Origin of the sequence: Streptomyces cirratus (genome assembly GCF_014650775.1) — a bacterium.
Classification (GTDB): Bacteria; Actinomycetota; Actinomycetes; order Streptomycetales; family Streptomycetaceae; genus Streptomyces; species Streptomyces cirratus.
The window spans coordinates 68,093-86,979 of sequence record NZ_BMVP01000008.1 but is presented as its reverse complement, the minus strand read 5'-3'; the positions used below and the strand labels follow the sequence as shown (position 1 = coordinate 86,979).

Genomic DNA, 18,887 nt, shown 5'->3' with positions numbered 1-18,887 from the left:
CGGGCTCCTTAGAAGTCGGGAAAGGAAGGGTCGGCGATCGCGCTGCGCAGCACCGGGGCGATGTCCGACTGGAAGAGTTCGAGCGAGGCGCGGTGCTCCGCCGGGGCGATTCCGCCCGGCTCGGCCTGGAGGTGCAGGACGGTGTGGCCGAACTCCTCGTGGTAGCGGTGGACCTTCTCGATCACCTGCTGGGGGCTGCCGATCAGCGCCGAGCTCCGCTCGATGAAGTCCTCCAGGGTCGGGAAGACGGGTTCCAGGCCCTGCTGCTTGTGCAGGGCGAGGTACCGCGCGAACGCCGGCCGGTAGGCCCGCGCCGCCTGCTGCGAGGTGGGGGCCGCGTGGTAGCCGGCCGTACCGGCGCCGACGACCGCGTGCGCCGGATCGTGCCCGTACTGCTCCCAGCGCTCCCGGTAGTAGCGGATCAGCTCGGCGTACGGACCGATCGGGTGGGTGACGTTCGCCGAGAAGAGCGGGTCGCCGTAGCGCGCCGCGAGATCGACGGACTCCCGGCTCGTGGCACTGCCGTGCCAGACCCGGACGGCCCGCTGGTACGGCCTCGGCAGCACCTCCGCCCCGGTGAGCGCGGGGCGGAAGCGCGGTTCGGCGGTCACCTTGTCCTCGAGCCAGATCCGCCGGAACAGCTCGTAGCCCTCGGCGTTGCGCTCCCACTGGTCTTCGGGGGTCACGTTGAAGAGTTCCCGCTGCGCCGTGCCGTTGCCCTTGCCGATCATCAGCTCCAGGCGCCCGTCGCAGAGGTGGTCGAGCGTCGCGTAGTCCTCGTACGCCCGCACCGGATCGAGCAGGCTCAGGGTGGTGACGGCGGTGAACAGCCGGATCCGGTGGGTCAGCGCGGCGATGTGGCTCAGCACCACGGGCGGCGAGGACGAGAGGAACGGCCGTTCGTGGCGTTCGCCCACCCCGAAGCCGTCGAAGCCGAGCTCCTCCGCCAGCAGCGCGGCGGCGACGACCTCGCGGAACCGCTCGCGCGTGGGCGTGAGGGAGCCCGTCACCGGGTCCTGGGAATCCGCGATCAGGGTGATGGCCAGGAACTTCACGACACCACGCCTTCTCCGGCCGGCTCGGCTCCGGGCACGGCGAGACCGAGGTGGTCGCGCAGGGTGGTGCCCTCGTACTCGGCGCGGAAGACGCCGCGCTCCTGGAGCAGCGGGACGACGGTGTCGGCGAAGACGTCCAGGCCGCCCGGGGTGATGTGCGGGACCAGGATGAATCCGTCGGCGGCGTTCGCCTGGACCAGCTCGTTGATCGACTCGGCGACGGTGGCGGCGGAGCCGATGAAGGTCTGGCGGGCGGTGGTGGCGATGACGAGCTCGCGGATGGACAGGTTCTTGGCCTCGGCGAGCTCACGCCACTGACGGGCCGTCTCGCGCGGGTCGTGGAACTGGCGGACGCTGGCCCGGCCCGGGGCGATGGTGTTCTCGCCGACCTCGGGGTCGATGTCCGGCAGCGGCCCGTCCGGGTCGTAGCCGGACAGGTCCCGGTTCCAGACGTGTTCGAGGTACTTGATGGCAGTGGCCCCGCTGACCTGGAGGCGGCGCACCTCGTGGGCGGTCTCGTGGGCCTCGGCGTCGGTGTCGCCGAGGACGAAGGTGGCGGCCGGCAGGATCTTCAGCTGGTCGTGCGTACGGCCGTAGGCGGCCAGCCGGCGCTTGACGTCGCCGTAGAACGCCCGCCCCTCCTTCAGGGTCCCGTGCCGGCCGAAGATCGCGTCGGCGGAGGAGGCCGCGAACTCGCGGCCCTCGTCGGAGTCCCCGGCCTGGAAGACGACCGGCCGTCCCTGCGGGCTGCGCGGCACGTTGAACCGGCCCTCGATGTCGAAGTGCCGTCCCCGGTGGGTGAAGGCGCCGGCCCGGGCGTCCCGCAGGAAGCGGCCCGGCCCTGGGTCGGCGACGATCTCGGTGCCGTCCCAGGAGTCGAACAACTCGTTGGCGGTGGCGAGGAACTCCTGGGCACGGGTGTAGCGGTCCTCGCGGGGCAGGAAGCCGCCGCGGCGGAAGTTCTCGCCGGTGAAGGCGTCCCAGGAGGTGACCACGTTCCAGGCGGCCCGGCCTTCGGAGAGGTGGTCGAGGGAGGCGAACTGGCGGGCCACCTCGTAGGGTTCGTTGAAGGTGGAGTTGATGGTGCCGGTCAGCCCGAGGCGCTCGGTGACGGCGGCCAGTGCGGCGAGCACGGTGAAGGTGTCGGGGCGGCCGACCACGTCCAAGTCGTATATCTTTCCGCCCTGTTCGCGCAGCCGTAGTCCCTCGGCGAGGAACAGGAAGTCGAACTTGGCGCGCTCCGCGGTCCGCGCGAAGTGCACGAAGGAGTCGAAGTCGATGTGACTGCCGGCCGCGGGGTCGCTCCAGACGGTGGTGTTGTTGACGCCGGGGAAGTGGGCCGCGAGATGGATCTGCTTGAGCGGCTTCGTGCTCATGGTTCGTCCTTCCGGAAGGTCCGGGGGAAGGTCCGGGGAAAAGGTCCGGGGGCGGGAAGGTCCCGGCGTCAGGCCGGGGTCCGCGCGGCGTAGCGGTTGGCCGGCCGGGCCAGCCCCAGCAGGCCGCGCAGCGTGTCGGCCTCGTAGGCCCGGCGGAAGGCCCCGCGCCGCTGGAGTTCCGGCACCAGCCTCCGGGTGAGAGCGGGCAGGTCTTGGGCGAGCACCCCCGGCCGCAGACGGAACCCGGACAGGCCGGCCTCCCGGCGTTCCTGGAGCAGGTCCGCCAGCTGGACCGGCGTCCCGGTGAAGACGGTGGTGCCGTCGGCGAACGTCTCGCCCGCGAGCGCGTCGAGGCGGCCCAGGCGGTCGGTGGCCGCCGCGGCGTCCTCGTCCAGGAACACCGTCAGCTCGCCGAAGAGGTGCAGCGGCGCCTCGGCGAGCCCGGTGCTCTCCCGGGCCTGCCGGATCGCCGTGACGGCGGCCCGCGTGCCCTCGATGTCGCGGGCGGCGACGTATCCGACGTCGGCGGTCCGGGCGATGAGCCCGTACGCCGCCGCGCCCTCCTCGTCGGGCGCGGCGGCGCTGACGACCGGCTGCCCCTGCGGCGGACGCGGGGTGATCGACGGTCCCCGGACGCTGAAGTGGTCGCCCTCGAAGTCGATGTAGTGCAGCTTGTCGCGGTCGACGAACCGGCCCGTCGCCACGTCGCGGATCTCGGCGTCGTCCTCCCAGCTGTCCCACAGCCGCCGGACCACCTCCACGTGGTCGGCGGCCTCCTCGTACAGCCCGTCCTCGGGGAGCGGAACCGTGCGGCGCCCGAAGTGCCGGGCCTCGTGGGGCAGTCCGGAGACCTGGATCCGCAGGCCGGCGCGTCCGCGGCTCACGTGGTCGAGGGTCGCGATCGCCTTGGAGATGTGGAACGGCTCGGTGTGCGTGGCGGTCACGCTGGGGACCAGCCCGATGTGCCGGGTCAGCGGCGCGACCCGGGCGGCGGTGAGGACCGCGTCCAGTCGCCCGCGCACCCGGTCGGTCCGCTCGTCGGGCCCGGTCGCCGAGGAGGACTGGAGGGCGAGGCCGTCCTCGAAGGTGACGAAGTCGAGCAGTCCGGTCTCGGCCTCGGAGACGAGGTCGGCCCAGTACCGCGCGGTGAACAGCTCGGCGGGCCGGGCACCCGGCTCGCGCCAGGCCGCCGGGTGCCGGCCCGCCCCGTCGAGCGCCACGGCGAGATGGAGTTCGGACACGGCGATATCGCCTTCCTGATCGGGCGTACGGAAAGTCGTACGGAAAGGGGAAAGAAATGCCGCACCGCGAAATGCGGACCTTCCTGACGACGCTACGCCCGATAGCTGGGCCATACAACGACAGGGATATTAAGGGAATTTGACAGGCGTGTTGCCCGGGGCCCGGACCGCCATGAAGGAGGGCCGGCGGCGCAGCGTGAAACCGATCGATTCGTAGAGCCGGATCGCGTCCGTGTTGGCCGCGGAGGTGTGCAGGAAGGGGACCTCGCCCCGCTCCCGGATGCCCGCGGCCACGGCGCGCACGAGCCGCGTGGCCAGGCCCCTCCCCCGGTGCCCGGGATGGGTGCACACCGCACTGATCTCGGTCCAGCCGGGCGGGTGCAACCGCTCCCCCGCCATGGCGATCAGCCGGCCCCGGTGGCGGATGCCGAGGTACGTGCCGAGCTCCACGGTGCGGGGCAGGAACGGGCCGGGCTTGGTGAGTCGGATCAGGGCGAGGATCTCCGGTACGTCACCCGGCCCCAGCCGGACCGCCTCCGGGGCGGGTTCGGCGTGCAGTGAGGTGTCGACCAGCTGTACCCCTTCGATGGCGCCGACGGTCTCCCAGCCCTCGGGCGGGATGAGCACGCCTGCGAGGGGGGTGACCCGGCCCTCGCCGACCAGCGCCGCCAGGTCGGCCCAGGAGCGCGGGTCGGCGGGGTCGGCGAGGGCGGCGAAGGGCGAGACGTCCGGGTCGTAGCGGGCGGCACGGGAGGTGCCGGGCCTCAGTCCGGCCGGGTGCTCGGCGAAGGCCGAGTGCGGACCGGACAGCGAGGCCCACGCCGGGTTGTCCAGGACGTGCGGGGCGCTCGCGGTCCGTGGGCCGGTGCCGGTGCCGGTGTCCGTGCCAGCGTTCGTACCGGTGGCCGTACCGGTGGCCGTACCGGAGCCGGTGTCGGTGTCCGCGCTCATGAGTTGGTCGTCGGCAGGCCGGGCGGGTTCACCTCGGAGGTGGCGACGGCCTCGTTGGACAGGTTCCAGGCGGCCAGCAGCCGCGCGTACTGGCCGCTCTCGATCAGGTGGTTGATCGCTTCCGCCACCGGCTTGGCCAGCCCGCTGTCCTTCTTCGCCGTCGCGGCGATCAGCCCTTGGAGGCTCTCCCCGGCCCCGGAGAAGGAACCGGCGTTGCGCGTGGGGGCGTTGCTGCTCGCGGTCTGCGTGATGTGGTAGGAGACGGACGGGTTCGGGCCGAAGCTGAGGTCGATCTTCTTGCCGCTCAGCGCCAGGTAGACGCTGTTGGGGTCGGGGAAGTACTTGACCTCGAAGTCCTTGCCCTCGGAGCGGAGCTTCTTCTGCCACTCCAGGAGGATCTTCTCCTGGTTGGTGCCCTTGCTGACCGACACCGTCTTCCCCGCGAGGTTGCGGTAGTCGCCGCCGAAGTTCCAGGTGCTCTCCTTCAGCACCTCGAAGGCCAGGTTGTCCTGCCGGTAGGAGGCGAAGTCGTACTTCTTCTTGCGCTCCTCGGTGACCGTGACGTTGGAGAAGGCCGCGTCGACCTTGCCGCTGTCGACGCCGACGAAGAGGTTCTCCCAGGTGGAGTTCTTGACCACGGGCTTGAGCCCAAGGGTCGCGGCGACCAGTCGGCCGAGGTCGGGCTCGGCGCCCGTGAGGGTCTTCTGGTCGGTGCCGACGTAGGCGAGGGGCGGGAAGCCGGCCGGCAGGGCGCCGACCCCGATGACCAGCTCGCCGCGCTCGCGTACGGCCTTCGGCAACTGGTCGCGCAGGGACTCTACGACCGGAGCCGACAACTCGGCCTGCCCGGCGGCCCCGTTGGAGACGGCGCCGACGGTCACCTTGTCCGAGGCGGTGCCACTGGCCTTCGCGTCGCCTCCGCACGCGGTGAGGCCCGAGGCGAGGGCGACGGCGGCGGTCGCCGCGCCGAGGCCACGGGCGAGTCTGGTACGCAAGACGGTCCGGTGTCGCATGACGTTCCTTTTTCGAGTATTCGGTGAAGTGAGGGGGACGGAGGGAGGAAGAAGGGAGCGGCAGCCGGGCAGCCCCGAGCCGGAGGTCAGAGCACCTTGCTGAGGAACTCCCGGGTCCGCGGGTGCACGGGGTGGTCCAGCACCTGCGCGGGCGGCCCCTGTTCGACGACGCGGCCCTCGTGCAGGAAGACGACCTCGTCGGCCACCTCGCGGGCGAAACCGATCTCGTGGGTCACGATCACGAGGGTGGTGCCCCCGGTGGCGAGGTCCTTGATCACCGACAGCACCTCGCCGACCAGCTCGGGGTCGAGCGCGGAGGTCGGTTCGTCGAAGAGGATGACCCCCGGCCGCAGGGCCAGGGCGCGGGCGATGGCCACCCGCTGCTGCTGCCCGCCGGACAGCTGCCTCGGATAGGCGCCGGTGCGGTCCCCGAGCCCGACGCGCCCCAGCAGCTCGCGCGCCAGCGCCTGCGCCTGTGCGCGGGGCAGCCTGCCGGTGGCCACCGGGGCGGCGGCGACGTTGTCCAGCACGGTCAGGTGCGGGAAGAGGTTGAAGTTCTGGAAGACGAAGCCGATCCGGCTGCGCTGGGTGAGGATCGCCTTCTCCCTCAGCTCCTTGAGCCGGTCACCGTGCCGTTGCACCCCGATCAGCTCGCCGCCGACGCTGACGTGGCCGGCCTCGGGCTTCTCCAGGTGGTTGAGGACCCGCAGCAGGGTGGACTTCCCCGAACCGGAACGGCCCAGGACGACGGTGACCGTGCCCGGCGCGACGGTCAGGCTCACCCCGTCGAGGACCCGCCGGCCGCCGAACGACTTGTGCACGCCGTGCACCTCGATCGCGGCGGCCCGTTCTGTGACTGCTCTCACGGCCGCGGTCATGGGGCCGTCTCCTTCCGGAAGCGGATCCACAGGTCGCGCAGGCCCGCCCGGGCCCGCTGGAGGGGGGTGGGCGGTACGGCGCGCAGCGCCCCGCGGGCGTAGTACCGCTCGACGTAGAACTGCACGACGGAGACCAGGCTGGTGAGGAGCACGTACCAGACGGTGGCCACCAGCAGCAGCGGCACCACGTCACCGGGGTAGGTGCTCGCCAGGCTCTGCACCGAGCCGAACAGGTCGAGCAGTGACACGTAGAAGACCAGTGAGGTGGCCTTGAGCAGGCCGATCAGCTGGTTGACGTACGACGGGACGATCGAGCGGAGCGCCTGCGGGAAGACGATCCGGGCGAACTGGTACCGCCTGGGCAGTCCCAGGGCCGCCGCCGCCTCGTGCTGGCCCTGGTCGACCGAGAGCACGCCGGCCCGGACGATCTCGGCCGCGTACGCCGCCTCGCTCAGGCTCAGGCCGACCACGGCGACGACGATGTCCGTGGCGAGCCGCGACTCGTCGAACGTGAGGAAGGCGGGCCCGAACGGCACCCCGATGCTGAGGGTGGGGTACAGGGCGCTGAGGTTGTAGAGGAAGAGCAGGACGACGATCAGCGGTACGGAGCGGAAGAGCCAGACGTAGGTCCAGCTCACCGACCGCAGTACCGCGTTGCCCGAGAGCCTGCCGAGGGCGAGCAGGACACCGCCTGCGAGGCCGAGGACCGCGCTGTACGCGGTCACCTGGAGGGTGATGAGCAGTCCCTCCACAATGACCGGGCGGACGAACCAGTAGGCGAACCGGTCCCATTGGTAGAACGGATTGGTGATCAGCCCGTGGGCGGCCTGGGAGACCAGCACCAGTACGACGATGGCGGCCGCCCAGCGCCCGGGGCGGCGGAGCGGGAGGACCCGCTCGGCCGTTCCGGGGGACCCGGAGGGGCCGGCGGGCGCGGGGAGGAGCAGTGATTCGGTCAAGGACACTCCAGCGGCTTCGACGAAGCGCAGAATCGAAAAGCAGCCGTCATTCCGAAAGGAGAGACCGCCGATGTGTTATCTGCGGCGTAAGCTAGGCATCCCGGAGAATGGGTGTCAACGGCCTCGATATCGAGAATCGCGCAAACGTCCCCCGATTTCATCCGCCGTACATACAACGCCTCTTGGTGAAACAAAACGGGTGCCGGTCACGGCTTCGGCCGCGTTGATCGAGGCCCGAGCGGCAGGGCCCACAGGGCGGTGAGCCGGATGCGCAGTCCCTGCGGCGGCGTGAGCGGCAGACCGCGGGAGGTGCCGCGCGCGTAGTAGCGCTCCACGTAGTGCTGGGCCGCGCTCAGCACCGTGGTGACGGCGACGTACCAGAGGGTGGCGACCAGCAGCAGCGGGATGACCAGGTAGTTCTGGTTGTAGACCAACTGCACCGAGTACAGGAGGTCGTGTACGGCCAGCACGCTGACGATGCTGGTGCCCTTGAGGGTGCCGATCAGCATGTTCCCGGCGGTCGGCACGATCGAGCGCATCGCCTGCGGCACGACGATCCGGCGCAGGGTGCGGAGCCTGCCGAGGCCGAGCGCCTGTGCGGCCTCGGTCTGGCCCGGGTCCACGGACAGGATGCCGCCACGCACCACCTCGGCGGCGTACGCGCTCTCGTGCAGGGTCAGGCCGATGACGGCGGTGAGGGTCGGACCGAGCAGGTTCACCGTCTTGATGCTGAACAGCTCGGGGCCGTACGGGATTCCGAGTCCGAGCGTGGGGTACAGGGCGCCGATGTTGAACCAGAACAGCAACTGCACCAGCAGCGGTGTGGAGCGGAAGATCCACACGTAGCCCCAGCTCAGCGTCCGCAGGACCGGGCTGTCGGAGAGCCGCAGCACCGCGAGCACGGTGCCGAGCAGGAATCCGAGCACCATCACCACGCCGGTCAGCCACAGCGTCAGCAGCAGCCCCTGGAGTACGGCGGTGGTGGTGAGGTACTGGCCCACCACGTCCCATTGGAAGGCGTCGTTGCCGATGACGGAACGCAGCACCAGCGCGAAGACCAGCAGCGCGGCGCCAGCGGACAGCCGGCGGCCGATGCGCCGGCGCGGCACGACCGGCGGCGGCTCGGCATCGGGGGTGCGGTGTTCCACCGTGTACTTCGCGGTGGCGTCGCGGACATCGGAAGGGGTGGTGGCCATGGGAGGCTCTCCAGGTGAGGGATCGCGGCGTGGGCGGGGCTCTGGACGTGTGTCGTCACGCGCGCCGCGTCCCTCAACGCGGCCGGAGAGGCCTTCCGCACGGGGCGGGGCCGATCCGTCGTCGATCGTATGTGCCTACGGCACGGTCGTGTCAACCACGCGTGGTCCGGCCGTCCCGGGGCCGTCCGGCATCCGGGCCGGCGCTTGACGAAGGCCAGCGCGTACTGCTCAAGTAGTCACATGAATGCCCATCAGCGCCTGGTCTCGCGGGACCACATCGACTTCGGTCGGGTGTGGTCCGCGGCGTGTTGCGCCTGATGCGGCAGCGGGCTGCCTGATCGGCCCTTCCCTCCCTCGGTGACCCCGTCGCGGGCCGAGATCTCCCCTCGCTCCACCGCCACCGCTCGCGGGCGACGACCCGCGCGCGGGCACGGTGCCGCGAGCCCGGACGTGCGCTGCCGCCGCCCCGGTCCACCCGACGCCCCGCGTCGTCACGCCTGCTTCGTCACGCCTGCTTCGTCACGCCTGCTTCGTCACGCCCGCGGTGTACCCGCCCGCGTCGCCCCGCACCGGCGTCCCCGATGACCGCCGTGGATGCCACCCCTGCCCGCGCCCGACCCACCGCCCTTCCGAAAGGCCACCCCATGCCCGTGGAATTCCTCGGCATAGCCGCCACCAACGACGGCTCCGAAACCACCGCGCGATCCGGCGCCGCCTTCGACAAGGAGTACACGCTCCGGCTCGCCCGGGCGCACGAGGACCACGGCTGGGACCGGGTGTTGTTCGCCTACGGCTCCGGATCCCCGGACCCCGCTCCGGCTGCCGCGTACATCGCCGCCCGGCTGGACCGCCTCCAGATCCTGCTCGCACACCGGCCCAACGTCTCGTACCCCACCTTCGCGGCCAAGACCTTCGCCACCCTCGACCAGATCAGCGAGGGCCGCCTGACCGTGCACTTCATCACCGGCGGCAACGACCACGAACAGGGCCGGGAGGGTGACACCCTCACCAAGGACGAGCGCTACGCCCGCACCCGCGAGTACATCCGCATCGTCAAGAAGATCTGGACCGCCCACGAGCCCTTCGACCACGAGGGCGAGCACTACCGCTTCCACGACTTCGTCAGCGACGTCTTCCCCGTTCAACAGCCGCGTCCGAAGGTCTCGTTCGGCGGCTCCTCGCCGGCCGCGTATGCCGCCGGGGGCGCCGAGGCCGACATCTACTGCCTCTGGGGCGAGCCGCTGGAGAAGACCGCCCAGCAGATCGAGGCCGTGAAGGCCGCCGCCGAGGCCGCGGGCCGCATCGACGCGCCGCGCATCCAGGTCGCATTCCGCCCGATCATCGCTCCGACCGAGGAACTGGCCTGGGAGAAGGCTCACCGCACCCTGGGCGCCATCCGGCGGCGACGGCAGGCCGGCCCCGCACGGCACCACCGGAACGGGGTCCTAGAGGCCACGGCACCCCAGAACACCGGGTCCCAGCGGCTGATCGCCATAGCCGAGGCGGGGGACCGCTACGACCGGGCGCTGTGGACCCCGACCGCCGCCGCCACCGGAGGCGCGGGCAACTCCAACGCCCTGGTCGGCACCCCCGAGACGGTCGCCCGGGCACTGCTGGACTATTACGACCTCGGTGTCGACGTCCTCTCGGCCCGCGGCTACGACCTGCTGGACGATGCCGTCGACTTCGGGCGGTACGTGATCCCGCTCGTCCGCGAGGAGGTCGCCAAGCGCGACGCCGAACGCGTCGCCGAACGCGACGCCGAACGTCAAGGCGCGTACCCGGCGCCCGGCCCCCACCAGAGCCTCACGGCGGTGCGCGGGTGACCACCGCGCGCCGCACCCCCCGCAACGGAAAGGCCTCCCCCACTGTGAACCTCCCCGGGAACGGGATCCGCACCCGCCTGCGCACCACCGCGGCGATCGCCCTTCTGCCCCTCCTGGCACTCACCGCCTGCGGCTCCACCGGCGCAGCCCCCGCGCCGGCGGCCGCCCAGGCCTCTCCCCCACCGGCCGACGACCCGGTCGCCGGCGTACGGACCGTGGACTCGATCGCCGCGCTGCTCCCCGCCGCAGTCCGACAGGCGGCCACCCTGAGGGTCGGCAGCTCCATCGGTTCCCCGCCCTCGGCGTACTACCCGAACGGCCAGGACAAGCCGCCCGCCGGCCAGGACATCGACATCGCCGACGCGGTGGCCAAGGTCCTCGGTGTGAGGCTGGAACGGCAGGGCGCCTCCTTCGAGACGATCCTGCCGGCCCTCGGCAGCGGTAAGTACGACTTCGGCACCGGCAACTTCGGCGTCACCGCCGAACGCCTGAGGTCCATCGACTTCGTCACCTACGTCAACGACGGCCAGGGGTTCGCGGTCAAGACGGGCAACACCAGGCTGACCACGCAGGTCTCCGACCTCACCCAGCTCTGCGGACTGACCATCGGCACCGGAGCGGGCACCACGTTCGAGAAGACCCTCACCTCGAAACAGGGCGTGTGCACCGACGCGGGCAAGAAGCCGTACGAGGTCAAGGTCTTCGCCGAACCCGGGGCCGTCACCACCGCCCTCCAACAGGGCCGGATCGACGTCGTCATGTCGACGATCAACGGCCTGCGCCACCAGGCCGCACAGCCCGCCGCGCAGACCACTTTCCTGGGCGAATACCACCGCCTCGACGTCGGCTTCGCCTTCAAGAAGGGCTCCCCGCTCACCCCCGCCGTCCAGGCCGCCGTCAACGAGCTCATCAAGGACGGAACGTACGAGCGGATCCTGAAGAAGTGGGGCACCACCGCCTCCGCCGTCGACACGTCGCAGATCAACCCGGCCGAGCACACATGAGGAGGGAACCCTTGAGCGACGTCATGGTCGACGTGCGCGGCGTCCACAAGAGCTTCGGGCCGCTGGAGGTGCTGCGCGGGGTCGACTTGCTGGTACGCACCGGCGAAGTCACCGTGATCCTCGGCCCCTCCGGTTCGGGGAAGTCCACACTGCTGCGCACGATCAACCACCTGGAGAAGGTCGACCGCGGACGGATCAGCGTCGACGGCGATCTCATCGGCTACCGCGGCTCGCGGGGCAAGCTGTACGAGCTGAAGGAGAAGGAGGTGCTGAAGCAGCGCACCCGCATCGGGTTCGTGTTCCAGAACTTCAACCTCTTCCCGCATCTCACCGTGCTGGACAACCTGGTCGAGGCCCCGGTCTCCGCGCTGCGCCGCCCGCGCCGGGAAGTGGAGGCGACGGCGCGCCGGCTGCTGGAGCGTGTCGGCCTCTCCGACAAGGCCGACGCCTATCCGCGGCAGCTGTCCGGGGGCCAGCAGCAGCGTGTGGCCATCGCCCGGGCACTCGCCCTCGAACCCAAGGTGCTGCTCTTCGACGAGCCGACCTCGGCGCTGGACCCGGAGCTGGTCGGCGAGGTCCTGGACGTCATCAAGGACCTCGCCCGCGCCGGCACCACCATGATCGTCGTGACGCACGAGATCGGCTTCGCCCGTGAGGTCGCCGACACCGTCGTGTTCATGGACGGCGGAGCCGTCGTGGAGCAGGGCCCGCCCACGGCCGTCCTGGACGCCCCGCGGCACAGCCGTACCCGGTCCTTCCTCTCCAAGGTCCTTTGAAGGAGGCGTGTGGAGGAGGCGTTGTCACGCCGTCGCCGGTAGTTCAAGGACCGTGCCCGTCTCCGGTGCCTCGGGGAAGTTCACGCAGTAGCCGTACCGTTCGCACAGTTCCGGATCGGCCCACCGGGCGGTGCGCTGCGTGCGGTAGTTGAACCACAGCGTCGGGCCGTCCGGTGCGGTCAGTACGACACGGGCGAGTGCCTCGTCATCGGGATGGTGGTAGGTGTCGCCGTTGGTGGACACGAGGTAGTGCCGGGCGGGTGCGGCTTCGAGCAGGGCCTCGGTCACGTTCCGCCGGCTGGCGTGGTGCGGAAGTTTGAAAGCGTCCACCTCCAGGGTGCGCAGGCCGCGGTGCGCGGCCACCCCTTGCAGGCCGGCCCCGAGCACGGGACCGAACGCGTCCGCCCCCAGCACGGCGCGGGCCCCGCGGTGCTCGACCAGCAGCGCGATGCTGCTCCCGTTCGGAGCAGTCGTGTCGTCAGCCGTCTCGTGAGCGGCAACCGCGGCCAGATCGTCGAGGGGCTCCAGGACTTCGGGCGCCGCCTCGCCCTGCAAGCCGCGCCTGGCCCTGTCGATGGCCTCGAACCACTCGCGCTCCAGCACCGCCAAGCGCTCGTGGGTCGGTGAGAGCACCGTGACCCGCGGCCCGTCCTGGACCGGCACTTCGATGAACCCGAACTCGTCCCCGGTGTCTATGGGACCGCCGCCGAACGCCCGGTTCCACGGCAGTACGGCGCCGACGGACTCTCCGAGCAGCAGCGCTGCCAGGCTCTTCCCCTGAGCGACGCTGCCTTCCACTTTGCTCGCAGGGGGCATGTGCGGGGGGCCGTTGAACCAGTAGTCGCCCACGTCTTGTGCGTACTCGCTCCGCAGGAACGGGAGCATGCCGCCTATGTGGTCGCTGTCGATGTGGGTCACCACGGCGACATCGATGTGCCGATCGTCAGGTTCCCGTCGGCTCAGCCTCGTGTGGAGCCGGGGCCAGGTGCCCGGAGGGCCGCCGTCGACGAGCATGCACCAAGGGGGCCCGCTCCCGCGCGCGCACTCCACGAGCAAGCAGTCGCCCAGGCGCGCAGGCAGTACCTCGATGCGGATGGCTGTGTCCATGGGATCTTCTCCCTCGACCCGGGCCGCACCACCAAATCTACGCTTGTCGGCAAGGCGTCGCAGCGCTGCGGGGAGGTACCCGCCCGGCGGCCAGGCCTCCCGTCCCGGGCCGCGCCGGTCCGGGCCCGATCCCCACACGGGCTCGGCGGTCGGCGCCGTGTGGGGGGGCGGGCGAGTGGCGGTGACCGGCAGGATGTGCGGCGCAGGCGTACCGTGTCTGCGCCGAGGACGCAGCTGTGGTCGTCGCCCGTGGTCCCCGCAACCGCCTCTGAGCGGGGCCGGCGGGCCTGCCGTCCGGAAAGCCAACTCGTCCGTCGGCACGGGAAAGACGCAGTGGGTCGTGGACGCGCGTCGTTTCGGCACGACCGCCGCCGTCGAGAAGCCGCGAGGACCCCTGACCGGTAGAATGGTGCCATCAGGCCCGCAGTATCCAGCGGCGGAGTGCACCGTTCGATCGGTCGTCCGCGAGTCTGCTGGGCGCACCCCCCGTCACCGCGCCAGAAGCGGGCATTCCCCCTCGCCAATCGAGGAGTTGGCGCCATGAGCAACGTCGTGACCCGGGCAACGACCCTCGCTGCCGCAGCCATCCTGGCAACCACCGGCGCCTCGGTCGGCGCCGCCCAGGCATCGGCCCTGCCAAGTGCCCCCACCTGCCACGTGGCCGACCTGAACCTGAGCCTGGGCGAGCCGGACGGCGCCGCAGGGTCCCTCTACTACCCGATCCTGTTCACCAACACCTCGACCCACACCTGTGCGTTGCGCGGATATCCCGGCGTCAGCGTCGTGGACGTCCGGCACCACCAGATCGGCACTTCGGCGATCCGCACCGGCGAGCCGGTGGACACGGTGTCCGTCTCGCCGGGCGACACCGTGACCGCGGTCTTCCGCACCAACAGCCGGGGCGTGGTACCGAGCTGCCGGCCGGTGTCGGCCTACGTCAAGGTCTACCCGCCGAACAGCTTCCAGGCCGTGCAGATCCCCTCCCACCTACGGCTGTGCGGGGCCTTTGAGATCAGCCCGGTGCAAGCCTCGGACAACAGCTGAGGAGAACCGGCGTTGGCGCCGGTCAACCGGCGGTGGTGCCGCAGCAGTCATCCGGGGCGGCGGCCTTCACCAGGGTGTCGGCTTCGGCCTTGACGGTGTAGACCTCCCATGGCTCCTTGCCGGGACCGGTGACCCACACCTTGTCCTGGAGGGCATAGCAGCAGGAGGTGTCGTTCTCCTCGAAGGTGGCCAGGCCTGCGCCCTGGAGCCGGGTGGTGGCCGCGGTGACGTCCTCGGTGGTGGCGACCTCCACGCCAAGGTGGTCGAGACGGGTGTCGTCAGCGCCGTCGCCCTCGATGAGGACGAGCTTGAGCGGGGGCTCGGTGATGGCGAAGTTGGCGTAGCCCTCGCGGCGCTTGGCGGGCTCGGCCCCGAACAGCTTCGAGTAGAAGGCGATGGAGGCTTCGAGGTCGGCGACGCGCAGGGCGAGCTGGACACGGGACATGGCGGTCTCCCATCGGGAAGGTGTTTCGATATCCGTCAATACAGTCGACCTTGCCACCGGGATCGACGCCTGTCAATATTGAGGGATGTCGAAACAAGTTGGTCTGCCGGTGCTCGGACAGGACGGCGCGGCGTGCTGCGCGCCGATGCTCCGCGAGCCACTGGGTGAGGAGGCCGCGGCCGAGCTGTCGCGGATGTTCAAGGCGCTGTCTGACCCGGTCCGGCTGCGGCTGCTGTCGCTGATCGCCTCTCACGAGGGCGGCGAGGCATGCGTGTGCGACCTCACCGGCCCGTTCGACGTCTCCCAGCCGACGATCTCCCACCACCTGAAGGTGCTGCGGGAGGCCGGCTTGGTCGGCTCCGAGCGGCGCGGGACCTGGGTGTACTACTGGGTGCTGCCCGAGGCCCTGGCGAAGCTGTCCGCCCTGCTCCAGATCCCCGCCGTACCGGCGAAGGCCCCCGCGTGAGCGCGCCCGCACCGTTGGTACGGCGGGCGGCGGTCGAGGGGCTGGGTACGGCCGCGCTGGTCGCGGTGGTGGTCGGCTCCGGGATCCAGGCCACCGGACTGACCCGCGACGTCGGGACGCAGCTGCTGGCGAACTCCCTCGCCACCGTCTTCGGCCTCGGCGTCCTGATCGCCCTGCTCGGCCCGGTGTCGGGGGCGCACTTCAACCCGGCGGTCACCCTCGCCGCCTGGTTCACCGGCCGCCGCACTGGCGACGGCCCCGCCCTGCGCGAGGTCGCCGCGTACGTGGCCGCCCAGGTCGCGGGCGCGATCGCAGGCGCGGTCCTCGCCGACGCCATGTTCGACAAGCCGCTGGTCCGCCTCTCCACCCACGACCGGTGGGCCGGACACCTGTGGCTGGCAGAGGTCGTGGCCACCGCAGGGCTGGTCTGGCTCATCTTCGGCCTGGCCCGCGCCGGCCGCGCACACCTGGCGCCGCTGCTGGTCGCCTCGTACATCGGCGCGGCGTACTGGTTCACGTCCTCGACGTCCTTCGCCAACCCGGCCGTCACGATCGGCCGGGCGTTCACCGACACCTTCGCCGGCATCGCGCCCGCCTCCGTGCTGCCGTTCCTCGCCGCCCAGCTGATCGGCGCCGCCGCCGGTCTCGGCCTGGTCGCGCTCTGTTTCGGCCGGCCGACCACCCCGGGCAAGGACCAGGTCCTCGTCCCCCAGGTCCTCGACCCCCACGGCAGGCAGCAGCCCGCCGCTCCCACCCGTTCCACCGAAGAGAGCGCCCTGACCCCATGAGCCACCCCGCCGTCCCCTCCGTGCTGTTCGTCTGCGTGCACAACGCCGGCCGGTCCCAGATGGCCGCCGCCTTCCTCACCCACCTCGGCGGGGACCGCGTCCAGGTCCGCTCCGCCGGCTCGGCCCCCGCCGGCACCGTGAACCAGGCCGTGGTGGAGGCCATGCACGAGGTAGGCATCGACATCTCCGCCGAGACCCCCAAGATCCTCACCACGGAGGCCGTACAATCCTCCGACGTCGTGATCACCATGGGCTGCGGCGACGCCTGCCCCTACTTCCCCGGCAAGCAGTACCTGGACTGGCAGCTGGAGGACCCGGCCGGGCAGGACGTCGCCGCGGTCCGTCCCATCCGCGACCAGATCGAACGCCGCATCCGCAGCCTGCTCACCGAACTCGGCATCGAGGCTACGGCGTGAAAGCCACCGAAGCGGGCGTTCGCATCGCGCCCCTGCGAGCCGAGCACGCCGAACAGGTCCTGGCGATCTACCAGCTCGGCATCGACGAGGGCAACGCCACCTTCGAGACCGCCGCCCCGACCTGGCAGGCGTTCGACACCGCCAAGCTGCCCGCCCACCGCCTGGTCGCGCTCGACGGCGACCGGGTCCTGGGCTGGGCAGCCGTGGTTCCTGTCTCCGACCGGTGCGCGTACGCCGGAGTCGTCGAGCACTCCGTCTACGTCCACCCCGACGCCCGCGGCCGCGGGATCGGCCTGGCCCTGTTGACCGCCCTGCTCGAATCGACCGACGCAGCCGGGATATGGACGGTGCAGTCCGGCATCTTCCCCGAGAACACTGCCAGCCTCGCCTTGCACCAGCGCGCCGGGTTCCGCGTCATCGGCACCCGCGAACGCATCGGCCGCCACCACGGAGCGTGGCGCGACGTCGTCCTCGTCGAACGCCGAAGCCCCACACACACCTGACCTGCTTGCCCCCGACCCCGTTCCCCCGACCGAATCCCGCCGAGAACCGCACCGGATGGCGGATCGGTTCGCCGCAACCACCGGGGCGGGGCAGCGTTCGGGGCACCAGAGGCGGCTCGCAACCGTGTGCCGAGACCATGGGACGAGCCGCTCTCCGTAGCGGCGCCACGGACGGCGCCCCCGCGAGCAAGGCAACGAAGATCACACTTCCTGATGAGGGCAGATCGGCGATCGGCGTGGCGAGGAGGAGTCAGGGGAGAAAGAATCCGTGGGACACCACTTCACAGCACACCGAAAAGGAAGTCCTCATGGTCGAGCAGGACGAGCGCTTCGACGTCGTTGTCCTCGGTGCGGGCCCCGGCGGTTACGTGGCCGCGATCCGCGCCGCGCAACTGGGCAAGCGGGTCGCCGTCGTCGAGGAGAAGTACTGGGGCGGCGTATGCCTGAACGTCGGCTGCATCCCCACCAAGGCGCTGCTGCGCAACGCCGAGCTCGCGCACATCGTCACCCGTGAGGCGAAGACTTTCGGCATCACGTCGGACAGCCCCATCAGCTTCGACTACGGCGAGGCCTTCCGCCGCAGCCGTCGGGTCGCGGACGGCCGGGTCAAGGGCGTCCACTACCTGATGAAGAAGAACAAGATCACGGAGTTCGACGGCCGCGGCACCTTCCTCGACGCGCACACCCTCCAGGTCGCGGACTACGAGGGCAACACCCGCACGATCGGCTTCGACCACTGCATCATCGCCACCGGCGCCACCCCCAAGCTGCTGCCCGGCACCAAGCGCAGCGCCCGCGTCGTGAGCTACGAGGAGCAGATCCTCGCCGAGGACCTCCCGCGGTCCATCGTCATCGCGGGCGCCGGCGCCATCGGCGTCGAGTTCGCGTACGTGCTGCACAACTACGGCGTGAAGGTCACCATCGTCGAGTTCCTGGACCGGGTCGCCCCGCTGGAGGACGCCGAGGTCTCCGCCGAGCTGGCCAAGCAGTACCGCAAGCTCGGTATCGACGTGCTCACCTCGACCCGCGTCGACGCCATCGACGAGTCCGGCCCGCAGGTCCGCGTCACCGTGACCGCCAAGGACGGCTCGCAGCAGGTACTGGAAGCCGACAAGGTGCTCCAGGCCATCGGCTTCGCCCCGAACGTCGAGGGCTACGGCCTGGAGAACACCGGCGTCCAGGTCACCGAGCGCGGCGCGATCGACGTCGACGCCCGCTGCCGCACCTCCGTGCCGCACATCTTCGCCATCGGCGACGTCACCGCCAAGCTGATGCTGGCGCACGCCGCCGAGGCCATGGGCGTGGTCGCCGCCGAGACCATCGCGGACGCGGAGACCATGGAGCTGGACTTCGCGATGATCCCGCGCGCCACGTACTGCCAGCCGCAGATCGCCAGCTTCGGCTACACCGAGGCCCAGGCCCGTGACCTCGGCTACGACGTGAAGGTGGCGAAGTTCCCCTTCACCGCGAACGGCAAGGCACATGGCCTCGGTGACTTCACCGGCTTCGTCAAACTGATCAGCGACGCCAAGTACGGCGAGCTCATCGGCGGCCACCTCATCGGACCGGACGTCACCGAGCTCCTACCCGAGTTGACCCTGGCCCAGCAGTGGGACCTCACCGTCCACGAGGTCGCTCGCAACGTCCACGCCCACCCCACGCTGGGCGAGGCGGTCAAGGAGGCGGTCCACGGACTCGCCGGCCACATGATCAACTTCTAGGGCGGCTCGCCGGTGTCCCGAGTGGCCGAGTGCGGACGGGCGGGCGGCGTGCCGGCGGGCGCCCGCCCCACCCTGAGCCCCGCTCACTTGGCCCGGCCCATGACGCGCGCGGGGCGCCGTCC

The 18,887-nt window shown here is 70.9% G+C and carries 19 protein-coding genes; 9 read left to right on the top strand and 10 right to left on the bottom strand.

Annotation, left to right across the window (positions count from 1 at the left end; translation table 11 throughout):
- Nucleotides 1–8: 8 nt before the first annotated feature.
- The 8 genes from IE207_RS20765 to IE207_RS20730 all read right to left on the bottom strand — a co-directional run bounded on the left by IE207_RS20765 (nt 9) and on the right by IE207_RS20730 (nt 8,669).
- Nucleotides 9–1,055, bottom strand: coding sequence for an LLM class flavin-dependent oxidoreductase (locus IE207_RS20765; RefSeq protein ID WP_190185761.1), 1,047 nt, complete (start codon nt 1,053–1,055; stop codon nt 9–11).
- Nucleotides 1,052–2,431, bottom strand: coding sequence for an NtaA/DmoA family FMN-dependent monooxygenase (locus IE207_RS20760; protein WP_190185760.1), 1,380 nt, complete (start codon nt 2,429–2,431; stop codon nt 1,052–1,054). Before IE207_RS20760 ends, IE207_RS20765 begins: the two co-directional genes overlap by 4 nt.
- A 68-nt stretch (nt 2,432–2,499) precedes the next feature.
- Complete coding sequence (locus IE207_RS20755; protein WP_229873876.1) at nt 2,500–3,678, bottom strand: LLM class flavin-dependent oxidoreductase; 1,179 nt, start codon at nt 3,676–3,678, stop codon at nt 2,500–2,502.
- Between the two features lie 123 nt (nt 3,679–3,801).
- Nucleotides 3,802–4,623, bottom strand: a complete 822-nt coding sequence (locus tag IE207_RS20750; RefSeq protein ID WP_190185758.1) for a GNAT family N-acetyltransferase — start codon at nt 4,621–4,623, stop codon at nt 3,802–3,804.
- A complete protein-coding gene (locus IE207_RS20745) occupies nt 4,620–5,636 on the bottom strand; it encodes a transporter substrate-binding domain-containing protein (RefSeq protein ID WP_190185757.1) in 1,017 nt (338 codons plus the stop codon). The genes IE207_RS20750 and IE207_RS20745 overlap by 4 nt, the downstream gene beginning before the upstream one ends.
- Nucleotides 5,637–5,722: 86 nt before the next feature.
- The gene (locus tag IE207_RS20740) at nt 5,723–6,514 is read right to left on the bottom strand and encodes an amino acid ABC transporter ATP-binding protein (RefSeq protein ID WP_190185756.1); all 792 of its coding nucleotides are present in this window, start codon (nt 6,512–6,514) and stop codon (nt 5,723–5,725) included.
- Nucleotides 6,511–7,473, bottom strand: coding sequence for an amino acid ABC transporter permease (locus IE207_RS20735; RefSeq protein WP_229873853.1), 963 nt, complete (start codon nt 7,471–7,473; stop codon nt 6,511–6,513). Before IE207_RS20735 ends, IE207_RS20740 begins: the two co-directional genes overlap by 4 nt.
- 206 nt (nt 7,474–7,679) lie before the next feature.
- On the bottom strand, nt 7,680–8,669 hold the full coding sequence (locus IE207_RS20730; RefSeq protein ID WP_190185755.1) for an amino acid ABC transporter permease: 990 nt from the start codon (nt 8,667–8,669) through the stop codon (nt 7,680–7,682).
- 644 nt (nt 8,670–9,313) lie between these two features.
- On the opposite strand from IE207_RS20730, the gene IE207_RS20725 reads away from it, so the two are divergent.
- Genes IE207_RS20725 through IE207_RS20715 form a run of 3 tightly spaced genes read left to right on the top strand, consistent with a single transcriptional unit; the run spans nt 9,314 to nt 12,275 of the window.
- Complete coding sequence (locus IE207_RS20725) at nt 9,314–10,495, top strand: LLM class flavin-dependent oxidoreductase (protein ID WP_229873852.1); 1,182 nt, start codon at nt 9,314–9,316, stop codon at nt 10,493–10,495.
- A gap of 44 nt (nt 10,496–10,539) precedes the next feature.
- Nucleotides 10,540–11,499 carry an ABC transporter substrate-binding protein gene (locus IE207_RS20720; protein WP_190185901.1) on the top strand — a complete coding sequence of 320 codons (960 nt, stop codon included), beginning with the start codon at nt 10,540–10,542 and terminating at the stop codon, nt 11,497–11,499.
- Nucleotides 11,500–11,510: 11 nt separating this feature from the next.
- The gene (locus IE207_RS20715; protein ID WP_308433637.1) at nt 11,511–12,275 is read left to right on the top strand and encodes an amino acid ABC transporter ATP-binding protein; all 765 of its coding nucleotides are present in this window, start codon (nt 11,511–11,513) and stop codon (nt 12,273–12,275) included.
- Between the two features lie 24 nt (nt 12,276–12,299).
- Here the strand turns inward: IE207_RS20715 and IE207_RS20710 are convergent, their stop codons facing one another.
- Complete coding sequence (locus tag IE207_RS20710) at nt 12,300–13,382, bottom strand: ComEC/Rec2 family competence protein (RefSeq protein ID WP_190185754.1); 1,083 nt, start codon at nt 13,380–13,382, stop codon at nt 12,300–12,302.
- A 540-nt stretch (nt 13,383–13,922) separates the two neighbouring features.
- On the opposite strand from IE207_RS20710, the gene IE207_RS20705 reads away from it, so the two are divergent.
- A complete protein-coding gene (locus tag IE207_RS20705; RefSeq protein WP_190185753.1) occupies nt 13,923–14,426 on the top strand; it encodes a DUF4232 domain-containing protein in 504 nt (167 codons plus the stop codon).
- A gap of 22 nt (nt 14,427–14,448) precedes the next feature.
- On the opposite strand, the gene IE207_RS20700 is transcribed toward IE207_RS20705, so the two are convergent.
- A complete protein-coding gene (locus IE207_RS20700; RefSeq protein WP_190185752.1) occupies nt 14,449–14,871 on the bottom strand; it encodes an ArsI/CadI family heavy metal resistance metalloenzyme in 423 nt (140 codons plus the stop codon).
- Nucleotides 14,872–14,956: 85 nt separating this feature from the next.
- On the opposite strand from IE207_RS20700, the gene IE207_RS20695 reads away from it, so the two are divergent.
- The 5 genes from IE207_RS20695 (at nt 14,957) to lpdA (ending at nt 18,765) form a co-directional block, all read left to right on the top strand.
- Nucleotides 14,957–15,337 carry an ArsR/SmtB family transcription factor gene (locus IE207_RS20695; RefSeq protein WP_190185751.1) on the top strand — a complete coding sequence of 127 codons (381 nt, stop codon included), beginning with the start codon at nt 14,957–14,959 and terminating at the stop codon, nt 15,335–15,337.
- Nucleotides 15,334–16,125, top strand: coding sequence for an aquaporin (locus tag IE207_RS20690; protein WP_190185750.1), 792 nt, complete (start codon nt 15,334–15,336; stop codon nt 16,123–16,125). The genes IE207_RS20695 and IE207_RS20690 overlap by 4 nt, the downstream gene beginning before the upstream one ends.
- Nucleotides 16,122–16,541, top strand: a complete 420-nt coding sequence (locus tag IE207_RS20685) for an arsenate reductase ArsC (protein ID WP_190185749.1) — start codon at nt 16,122–16,124, stop codon at nt 16,539–16,541. Before IE207_RS20690 ends, IE207_RS20685 begins: the two co-directional genes overlap by 4 nt.
- On the top strand, nt 16,538–17,044 hold the full coding sequence (locus IE207_RS20680) for a GNAT family N-acetyltransferase (RefSeq protein WP_190185748.1): 507 nt from the start codon (nt 16,538–16,540) through the stop codon (nt 17,042–17,044). Before IE207_RS20685 ends, IE207_RS20680 begins: the two co-directional genes overlap by 4 nt.
- 308 nt (nt 17,045–17,352) lie before the next feature.
- The gene (lpdA, locus tag IE207_RS20675; protein WP_190185747.1) at nt 17,353–18,765 is read left to right on the top strand and encodes a dihydrolipoyl dehydrogenase; all 1,413 of its coding nucleotides are present in this window, start codon (nt 17,353–17,355) and stop codon (nt 18,763–18,765) included.
- Nucleotides 18,766–18,887 lie beyond the last annotated feature (122 nt).

What these genes read in the sequence shown, in the direction of transcription:
- IE207_RS20700 (WP_190185752.1), bottom strand. Translation starts at nt 14,871, where the DNA reads ATGTCCCGTGTCCAGCTCGCCCTGCGCGTCGCCGACCTCGAAGCCTCC.
- IE207_RS20760 (WP_190185760.1), bottom strand. Translation starts at nt 2,431, where the DNA reads ATGAGCACGAAGCCGCTCAAGCAGATCCATCTCGCGGCCCACTTCCCC.
- IE207_RS20685 (WP_190185749.1), top strand. Translation starts at nt 16,122, where the DNA reads ATGAGCCACCCCGCCGTCCCCTCCGTGCTGTTCGTCTGCGTGCACAAC.
- IE207_RS20745 (WP_190185757.1), bottom strand. Translation starts at nt 5,636, where the DNA reads ATGCGACACCGGACCGTCTTGCGTACCAGACTCGCCCGTGGCCTCGGC.
- IE207_RS20725 (WP_229873852.1), top strand. Translation starts at nt 9,314, where the DNA reads ATGCCCGTGGAATTCCTCGGCATAGCCGCCACCAACGACGGCTCCGAA.
- IE207_RS20695 (WP_190185751.1), top strand. Translation starts at nt 14,957, where the DNA reads ATGTCGAAACAAGTTGGTCTGCCGGTGCTCGGACAGGACGGCGCGGCG.
- IE207_RS20710 (WP_190185754.1), bottom strand. Translation starts at nt 13,382, where the DNA reads ATGGACACAGCCATCCGCATCGAGGTACTGCCTGCGCGCCTGGGCGAC.
- IE207_RS20750 (WP_190185758.1), bottom strand. Translation starts at nt 4,623, where the DNA reads ATGAGCGCGGACACCGACACCGGCTCCGGTACGGCCACCGGTACGGCC.
- IE207_RS20705 (WP_190185753.1), top strand. Translation starts at nt 13,923, where the DNA reads ATGAGCAACGTCGTGACCCGGGCAACGACCCTCGCTGCCGCAGCCATC.
- IE207_RS20730 (WP_190185755.1), bottom strand. Translation starts at nt 8,669, where the DNA reads ATGGCCACCACCCCTTCCGATGTCCGCGACGCCACCGCGAAGTACACG.
- IE207_RS20740 (WP_190185756.1), bottom strand. Translation starts at nt 6,514, where the DNA reads ATGACCGCGGCCGTGAGAGCAGTCACAGAACGGGCCGCCGCGATCGAG.
- lpdA (WP_190185747.1), top strand. Translation starts at nt 17,353, where the DNA reads ATGGTCGAGCAGGACGAGCGCTTCGACGTCGTTGTCCTCGGTGCGGGC.